This window comes from Pirellulales bacterium (assembly GCA_035546535.1).
Classification (GTDB): Bacteria; Planctomycetota; Planctomycetia; order Pirellulales; family JACPPG01; genus JACPPG01.
Genome location: DASZWQ010000026.1, coordinates 1 through 7,966, shown reverse-complemented (window position 1 = coordinate 7,966; position 7,966 = coordinate 1). Strand labels below are relative to the sequence as shown.

7 protein-coding genes are annotated in these 7,966 nt (G+C 61.6%); 2 read left to right on the top strand and 5 right to left on the bottom strand.

Translation table 11 applies throughout. The annotated features are described in order from the left end of the window. Positions 1 to 58: 58 nt before the first annotated feature. From VHD36_03310 to VHD36_03300, 3 genes are all read right to left on the bottom strand, one after another. Positions 59 to 775, bottom strand: a complete 717-nt coding sequence (locus tag VHD36_03310; protein HVU86322.1) for a DUF1080 domain-containing protein — start codon at positions 773 to 775, stop codon at positions 59 to 61. A gap of 209 nt (positions 776 to 984) precedes the next feature. Continuing rightward, positions 985 to 2,670, bottom strand: coding sequence for an arylsulfatase (locus tag VHD36_03305; protein HVU86321.1), 1,686 nt, complete (start codon positions 2,668 to 2,670; stop codon positions 985 to 987). A gap of 85 nt (positions 2,671 to 2,755) precedes the next feature. After that, the gene (locus VHD36_03300; protein ID HVU86320.1) at positions 2,756 to 4,546 is read right to left on the bottom strand and encodes a sulfatase-like hydrolase/transferase; all 1,791 of its coding nucleotides are present in this window, start codon (positions 4,544 to 4,546) and stop codon (positions 2,756 to 2,758) included. A gap of 229 nt (positions 4,547 to 4,775) precedes the next feature. On the opposite strand from VHD36_03300, the gene VHD36_03295 reads away from it, so the two are divergent. Beyond that, complete coding sequence (locus VHD36_03295) at positions 4,776 to 5,135, top strand: hypothetical protein (GenBank protein HVU86319.1); 360 nt, start codon at positions 4,776 to 4,778, stop codon at positions 5,133 to 5,135. 136 nt (positions 5,136 to 5,271) lie between these two features. Here the strand turns inward: VHD36_03295 and VHD36_03290 are convergent, their stop codons facing one another. Together VHD36_03290 and VHD36_03285 are read right to left on the bottom strand one after the other, a co-directional pair. Then, complete coding sequence (locus tag VHD36_03290) at positions 5,272 to 6,498, bottom strand: choice-of-anchor tandem repeat GloVer-containing protein (protein ID HVU86318.1); 1,227 nt, start codon at positions 6,496 to 6,498, stop codon at positions 5,272 to 5,274. Positions 6,499 to 6,560: 62 nt separating this feature from the next. After that, positions 6,561 to 6,956 (bottom strand): hypothetical protein, encoded by a 396-nt coding sequence (locus VHD36_03285; GenBank protein HVU86317.1) that lies wholly within the window; start codon positions 6,954 to 6,956, stop codon positions 6,561 to 6,563. A 93-nt stretch (positions 6,957 to 7,049) separates the two neighbouring features. Here VHD36_03285 and VHD36_03280 point away from each other — a divergent pair. Continuing rightward, positions 7,050 to 7,966: hypothetical protein (locus VHD36_03280; protein ID HVU86316.1), on the top strand; the 917-nt coding region annotated here is incomplete at its 3' end.

Genomic DNA, 7,966 nt, shown 5'->3' with positions numbered 1-7,966 from the left:
CTGATTGCAGGCGAGACGCCTGCACCACAATAAGACGCCTGCTGCCGGATGCCGCCGCTTACGGCAACTCCCGAATCCGCAGATTCCGGAACTCCACCGGCGAGCCTTCCGATTCCAGGCACAAAAAGCCCGTGCGCGGGTCGGCGTCCGAGCCGCCTGACACTTCTTCGCCGTTGACCCACAGGCGGATTTCGCCGTTCACGGCGCGCACATAATAGTGGTTCCACTCGTTGATCCCCCGGCTCAGCTCCTTGCGCGGGAAGCTGCGCGAGCCGTCGGGCGAAATGGGCGGGAACGGCGTGAGCTTCGCCTTGCCGACGCGGAACACGTCGCCGTTGGTCGTGAACCAATCGGCCTTCTTGCCGCCCGCCTCGTATTGCGTCTTGTAGCCGTGGTCGAGAACCTGCACTTCGATCCCTTGCGGCAGGCTCCCTGGTTTCAACCCTTCGAGCGACGCGGGAATGGTCCACACGAAGATTCCGGAGTTGCCGGCGGATTTCAAATGCCGCCACTGGGCGACCAGCTCGAAGTTGGTGTATTGCTTCTGCGAGCGAATCACGCCGACGGGCTTGCCCGTGCAATGCGCCACGCCGTCTTTCCAGGTCCAGGTGTCGGGATCGCAATTGACGTTCGTGAAATCGGCTTCGCCCAACTCGCGCCAGCCGAGCCCCGTGCCGTCGATCGTGGCTTTCGTCACCGGCTCATCGGCCGCGAGCGGCGAGACGAACAGCAGCAGAATCGCGACGCCAATCATCAAACGGTTAAGGCCGTGCATCGATCAAGATCCTCGGAGCGCGAAGGAACGTGGAAAAACAAATCACGGTCGCAGCATAACCGCCGGTCCACGCCCTCACAACGCGCCGACTGCCGCTGATTCGAAATGGTCCTTGGGTGCCACTGGTGGCTTGTCCACCAGTGAGCGACTCCGCATGAACACTGGTGGGCGAGCCACCAGTGGCACCCGATCGTGATATTGCACTCGCGCTACGGCGCTACGAATTCCGACTTCCGGCTGTAGCCGGCCGAGGGCTTATACTTCGAGCCGGGCAAATCTTCCCACGGCACCACGCCCACGTTGTCGGCCCACGCTTGCCAGGCGGCGGCCATATCCTTGACGCGCTCGGGCTCGGTCGACGCGCGGTTGTTGGTTTCCGAACGATCCTCCGCCAGGTTGTACAGCTCCCACGGTCCGCGGAATTCGGCGACCAATTTCCAATCGCCCATGCGGATCGCGCGGTTCCCCTCGTGTTCCCAGCCCAAGGTGCGTGATCCGATCCGCCCGCCCGTGAGCGCCTTCACCAGGCTCTGCCCGGCCAAAGGGGGCAGCGTGCGGTCGCCGAGCTGCGCGGGGTAACTGGTGCCGGCCACTTCCAGAAGCGTGGGCATCAGGTCGATGATGTGCCCGACCTCGGTCGTGAGCGTGCCGCGCGCCGCAATGCCGGCGGGCCAGCACGCCACGAGCGGTGTCGAGATGCCCCCTTCGTGATCCCACATCTTGTGCATGCGAAACGGCGTGTTCGCCGCCGAGGCCCAGCCGATCTCCAGGCAGCGGTGCGAGCCCGGCGCGCCCGTTTCCACGCCTGGCTTGTGGCCGCGCGCGGGATTGGGCCACGAGTTGAGCGCCTCGGCGCTTGAACCATTGTCCGAGAGGAACAGCACCAGCGTGTTGTCGCGCGCGCCCATCCGATCGACGGCTTCCATCACCCGCCCCACGCCCTGGTCCATGCAATCGATCATCGCCGCGTAGACCGCCATGCGCAGGTCCCATTCTTCGCGCTCGGCGGCGGGCAACTCGTCCCACGCCTTGCACACGGGGTCGCGCCGCGACAGCTTGGTTTCCGGCGACAGCAGGCCCAGCTCCTTTTGCCTCGCGAAGCGGCGTTCGCGCAGCCGGTCCCATCCTTCGCGGTAATGGCCGCGATACTTGGCGATATCCTCGGGCTTGGCGTGCAGGGGGAAATGCGGCGCCGTGTAGCACAAGTGCAAAAAGAACGGCGCGTCGTTGTTGTCAGGCGCGTGGTGGTCGCGCGCGTGCTCGTCGAGAAACTGCACCGCGTGATCGGTGAAGGCATCGGTCGCATAGAAGCCTTCACCCGGCTTCACGTACTCGCGATCGGCGTATAGCGGTTGCAGATCGAAGAACCCGCCGCCGCCGCCCGTGCCGTAAGCGTGGTCGAAGCCGCGGTTCATGGGGTGGTTCGGCCGATCGCCGCGATCCGCGCCGCCGACGTGCCACTTGCCCACGTGATAAGTGTGGTAGCCGGCCGCGTGCAACAGTTCCGCGATCGTGGCGGTGTTTTTCAACAGCCCATGCGTGTAACTGGGCGGATGCCAATCTTGCAGCATGTGCCCCACGCCGGCAGTGTGCGCGTACAGTCCGGTGAGCAGGGCGGCACGCGTCGGGCAGCAGCGCGCGCCGTTATAGAACTGCGTGAACCGCGTGCCGCTGGCTGCCAGCCGATCGATGTTCGGCGTCGAGATTTCCGACCCGTAGCAACCCAGGTCCGACCAGCCCAGATCATCGGCCAGAATCAGCACGATGTTAGGACGCTTGGCCGGCGTTTCGTCGGCGCGGCCTGGTGATGACAGTATGAAAAGGCCAGCCAGAGCGGTCGACAGGATGATTAGCAACGCTCGCCTTGCGGCGCGATTTACAAGAAGCTCGTGCATCGAAAAACCTATACAGGATATTGTGTCTTCGACAAAGGTTTTGCTAGGGGACCGCGGTCCGGCCACCGCCGCGGCAAATCGCAGTTTAATCGGTCAGCAGCTCGAGCGTCACGCCGCGCAGGTCCATGACGGACTTGCCAGGAACGGCGGTCGCCCGCAGCGTCAGCTTCCCTTGCTCGGCCGGCAACGCGAAGAGGCCCAATTCGAGCGGCCTGAAATCCTTGACTAGCGACTCGCCTTCGCGCGGCACGCGATCGTGTTCGGCGCCGACGAGCGGCGGGTCGTGCGCTTCGGCAATTTTTGCCGTGACGTGGCTCGCGCCAAAACGCAATTCGATCGTCGATCCCACGTCGGCCGCCGGGCAGGTGTACCAGGCCGTGGCCTTGTAGCGTCCGGCGGTGGCCACGGCGATGTCCCAGGTGATCGAGTCGTCGGTGTTCGTCCAGCCCGTGAAGAACGAGCAATTCGGTGCCCGGGCGCTGCGCTTCACGCCGCCGTGCGGCGCACCGTCGCGTGCCGGCAGCACGGTCAGCGGAAATTCACGATAACCCACTGTGAAGGGCCGCGGCTCCTTGGTCAACTCGGAGAGCACGTCGCGCCGCCAATCGGCCACGGCCGCACTCATTCGTTCGGCCACCTCCGGCCGCTCACGGCGAATATTGCGCGACTGACCCGGATCGGTTGCCAGGTCGAACAATTGGCCATTGCCATCGAGCAGATAATGCTCATCCCGCGCGCTCACGCTGCCAGTCCAATGCGCGAAGATCAGCCTCGCGGGCGCCGGGGTCGCCGGGTCGCGCAGCACCGCCGAAAGATCGACGCCATCGAGCGGCTTTTCGCCCTTCGCCGAAACGCCCGCCAGGCCGGCCAGCGTCGGCAGCAGGTCGATGGCCGCGGCCGGGCTCTTGATGCGCGTGCCGGGGGGAACGTGCCCGGGCCAGCGGACCAACAGCGGCGCGCGTACGCCTCCTTCGTCGGTCGATCCCTTGCGCCCTTTCATCCCGCCATTCCAGCGCCAACTGTTGGGACCGTTGTCGCAAAAGAACACGACGATCGTGTCGTTGGCGAGTTTCAACTCGTCGAGCTTTGCGAGCACGCGCGCCAGGTTCCCGTCGTTGCTTTCGCACATGGCCAGCGCCGCGCGCGTCATGGCCACGTCCTCACGCTCGGGGCCCGCGTGACGCAAGGCGATCTCGGCGCCGGCGAACTTCTCGTAAAAATTCTCGGGCACCTGCATCGGGGAATGCGGCGTGTTCAGCGCCAGGTAGCAGAAGAACGGCCCTCCGCGGTTCGCTTCGATGAACGAAAGCGCGTGATCCGTGAAGTCATCGCTGATAAAGCCCCGGCCGCGCACCGGTTGACCGTTATGCTCCAGGGGCGGATCGAAATAGTCCCCCCAATGCCCTGAGCAAAAACCATAGAACTCGTCGAAGCCGCGGCCGCGCGGATGGTAAGGAAATTGGGTGCCGTTGTGCCACTTGCCGAACGCGCCGGTTGCGTAGCCAGCCTGTTGAAACACCTGGGCGATGGTGCGCTCGTCGAGATCGAGCCGCTCGCCGCCGGTCGAGGTGCTGAAAACGCCGCCGCGCGGATGATAGCGCCCCGTAAGAAACTCAGCCCGCGTGGGCGAGCACACCGGCGAAACGTAGAATCGCTCGAACATAGCGCCGTCGCGGGCGAGCGAATCGGCCGCCGGCGTTTGCAAGTTCGTATTGCCGTGTACGCTGAGGTCGCCCCAGCCTTGATCGTCGGTGAGCATGACGACGATGTTGGGACGAGGCGTTTTGGCGCTGGCTGCGTACGACGTGATTGTGCCGATCAACAGCAGCATCGAGCAGCAGGCGACGATCCGAATCCTTTGCTGTACGTAGTTCAAACCGCGTTCCTTAGCTCGATGGCACTATCTTCCGGGGGCACAACCCCCGGCGGCGTCCGCAATCCTCAAAGAGCGCGCCCAATTCCGATGGCGGCAACCTGAAAGCGATTCTCTAGCATATCCAGCAACCGCGCGATTGACATGCCACGTCCCGTCCCGGACAAAGGGTTATCTGCCGATGACTGACGGCGTTGTAAAAAATGTCGTACCTCAGGATCGAGAGGACCTGATGTTTACGTGGCGCGCAAGCATTGGCGCTCTGCTGCTGGCTGCGCTGTCGACCGTCTGCACCAGCGGACAGGAAAGGCGAGAGCTGCCAGGTACGGGTGATAAGCTCGCTCCGCCCCGGCCTCTCCAGCAGGAGGTCGGCAACGGCGCGGAAGCGCCGACGGCACAGATCGACGTGCAGCCGCTCTCGGGTGGCGACAAGGCGAACGGCGGCGCCGTGACGATCGAGTTCGACGTTCATGCGCCGAAGGGGACACGCTTCTACGTGTTCTACACTCATCCCAATGTCCGCGGTGGATCGTCGACCAATAGCGCCTGGAAAATCGCGGGCGACGAGCCTGCCAGACGATGGCGAACGTAGTGTCTATAAAGCCTTGCGCGCTGAGACCAAGGATGTCGCCGCGATGGTCACCGAAATCGAGAAGAAAATCGGGGAATAAGCAAAGTCGCCGCGAATACATCGGCGGGACGGCAACCGGCAAATAGCGACGGCCCTGTTAGCGTCGCCACCAACCTCGCGCCGTGATACCAACGACGCAAATCGCGGCAAGTGTGGACAGGAGTAGCCCCTGCGGCTCTGGAACCACGATTGCGAACACGGTTCCAGCACCATTCGCGCCGCCGGTTGATGTTGTGCCAAACAAAGTCGAGCCAGCGCCAACGAGCGCCGACAGCGGTTGGCTACCGTCGCTCCCAGAAAACGAGTGCACCACGTCGTAACCACTGCCGTCCGGATTGAGACTGAAGATGACGCCATCGTTCTGGGTGCCACCCAATTCGGTCGTGCCGTAAAGGTGAGAATTCAGATAGGTAAGTCCCGTGAGCGGCGAAGCACCGTCACCGCCTGAGAAAGAATGCAACACCTGAAACCCACTCCCGTCGACGTTCATGCGGAAAACCATTCCGTCCCCACTCGCGCCACCGAGTTGTGTCGTTCCATACAAGGTCGTGCCGATCAAGAGCAAGGCGCTCGGGGCTATTGGCTGGCTCGTTCCAGTAAAAGTGTGGAGCACCTGGAATCCAGAACCGTCGGTATCCATGCTGAAAATCGTTCCGTCCTTGTTTCCGAGCGCAGAGAACCCAGATGTCGTGCCGTATAGCGTTGATCCACTCAATGTCAAAGGAGCGAGAGAATAGGATCCGCTCGTCGTGTCAAACGTGTGCAGGACTTCGAACCCTGTGCCATCGACATTCGCGCGATAGATGGCGCCTGGATTGCTCGCGGTGGTGGTTCCATACAGCGCACTACCGTCGGAAATCACCGTCGTCGCAGGGAATCCGACGGGTATGCGAAACGTGTGCAGAATGTCAAAAGCGTTCACGACGGTCGACAAAGAATAGAGAACACCGCTTCCTTCCGTGCCACCTTGTCCAGTCACCGTCGGGCCGCCGGTGGCCGTCGTGCCGTACAGTAGGCCATTGACGAGCGTCACGCCGGTGGGCTCATAACCGCCCAAAGGATAGTCAAACGAGTGCAGTGTCTCGAAACTGCTGCCATCGGCAGCTACCCGATAAACCGTACCGATCGCGCCGACGATCGCAGGGTCCGTCGTCCCATAGATGTACGAACCATCGAATGCGATATTGCCGCTTGGTCCGGCGCTTTGCCCACCCGGCATGCTTACGAGGGTTGAAAATGTGACCGCATGGACGCGATTAAACGAGGACGAAAAGGAATGTTCGACTAAGAAAACTATTGGCAAGGCAAAAGCGAGGAACTTCAAAGATCAACTCCCGGATGCGGTGCAAATGAGCCCCATTCATTAACAAGGTAATTCCCACCATTCTAATTTCCAGATGAATCGATGGCTATGAAGCTCAGTGGTCGATCTTTGCCCAGCACCCTGGAGAATATGTTGTGCGTGTCATGAATGGTTCGGGCGATCAGTGGTACGTCGCTCGGGCAGGCCATCTCAAGTCGATATAATCCATCGGCCATTTCGATATTCTGGCCGCCATTACCTGACGGAGATCTCGCATGCGTTGCTGGTTGGCGACCCTCTTTCTTTGGCTGTTCGTCACTCCTGCGGGCGCTGAAGATCGTATCGATCTGCGGGTTCTCTATTGCGGCGATTCGGCATCCGCACGTGCTGCCGATTTCGACTCGTTCTTGCAGAAGCACTTCGCCCATGTCACGGCCACGGACCTGGCGGGCTTCAATGAGCGACAAGCGCAAGATCACGACGTCGTCATCTTCGATTGGAGCGACACGATCGACTCCGAGGGCATTCCCGATTTCGATTTGACGGATCAGCTCCGGAAGAAGGTCCCGGAATTGTCGACCGACTTTGCCCGCCCAACGATTCTGATTGGCGAGACCGGAGGGCGCGTCGGAATCCAGCTCAAACTCAAGATCGACTGGCTTTGTCTGTGCCTGAAGGATGAGGCACACCACCTGGCGACGGATCACGCGATCTTTCGTGCGCCCTTGGTGGTCGATCCCCGATTGACCGAAGTCCCAACGCCTATCGGCTACAGGGAGCTCACGACCGACGAATCGCTTGGATCAACCATGCGTGTCTGGAAGGTGCATACCAAGACCAATCCGCAAGTCGGCCTGGTCTCTTCGCTCTACGGCTTCGAAGACTCGCCGGACGCCGAAGTGATCGCACGAGGCATTTCCAGTAAAGGTCCCGACACCGTTGCCCTCGCTCGGCACGGCAACTTCCTTCTGTGGGGCTTCGCCGGATCGCCGTCGGTGATGACAGAGGATGCCCAGCGCGTGTTCGTCAACGCCATCAGCTACATGAAGCAGTTCCATGGTGCCAAGCCGCTCGTGCGAAGGAAGGCCCCGTCTCGTGAATGGGCGATCCGCGTTTGCGCGGCCGCAACGCCCGAGGCGATTGAGCAAGCCGCCACGGAACAACGGGCACTTCTGAGAAAGCTGCTCGCCAAGAATCCCAAATTGGTGCCGGAGGAGTACAAAGGCAATGTCGACAAGTTGATCGCCGAGCGCGAAAAGCATCTGCGCGAACCGCAAGACCCGTCCACGATGAACTACTACTTTCCGGAAGCGATTCGCAAGCAGTTCGGAGCAGATTTTGCGAAGTATCTGAGTTCGGCTTTCGCAGTTTTTGCTAGCGTTGACAGCTTCTTGAGAAATAGGACGAGCCCCGTTCACGATGCAGATAGGTTCTCACGCCAATCGCATCGCCAAGGAGGCTCGCCATGTGTCTTGTTACTTCGTTCGTC

Coding starts and splice junctions, on each gene's coding strand:
- VHD36_03310 (HVU86322.1), bottom strand. CDS start 775: ATGCACGGCCTTAACCGTTTGATGATTGGCGTCGCGATTCTGCTGCTG.
- VHD36_03295 (HVU86319.1), top strand. CDS start 4,776: ATGTTTACGTGGCGCGCAAGCATTGGCGCTCTGCTGCTGGCTGCGCTG.
- VHD36_03305 (HVU86321.1), bottom strand. CDS start 2,670: ATGCACGAGCTTCTTGTAAATCGCGCCGCAAGGCGAGCGTTGCTAATC.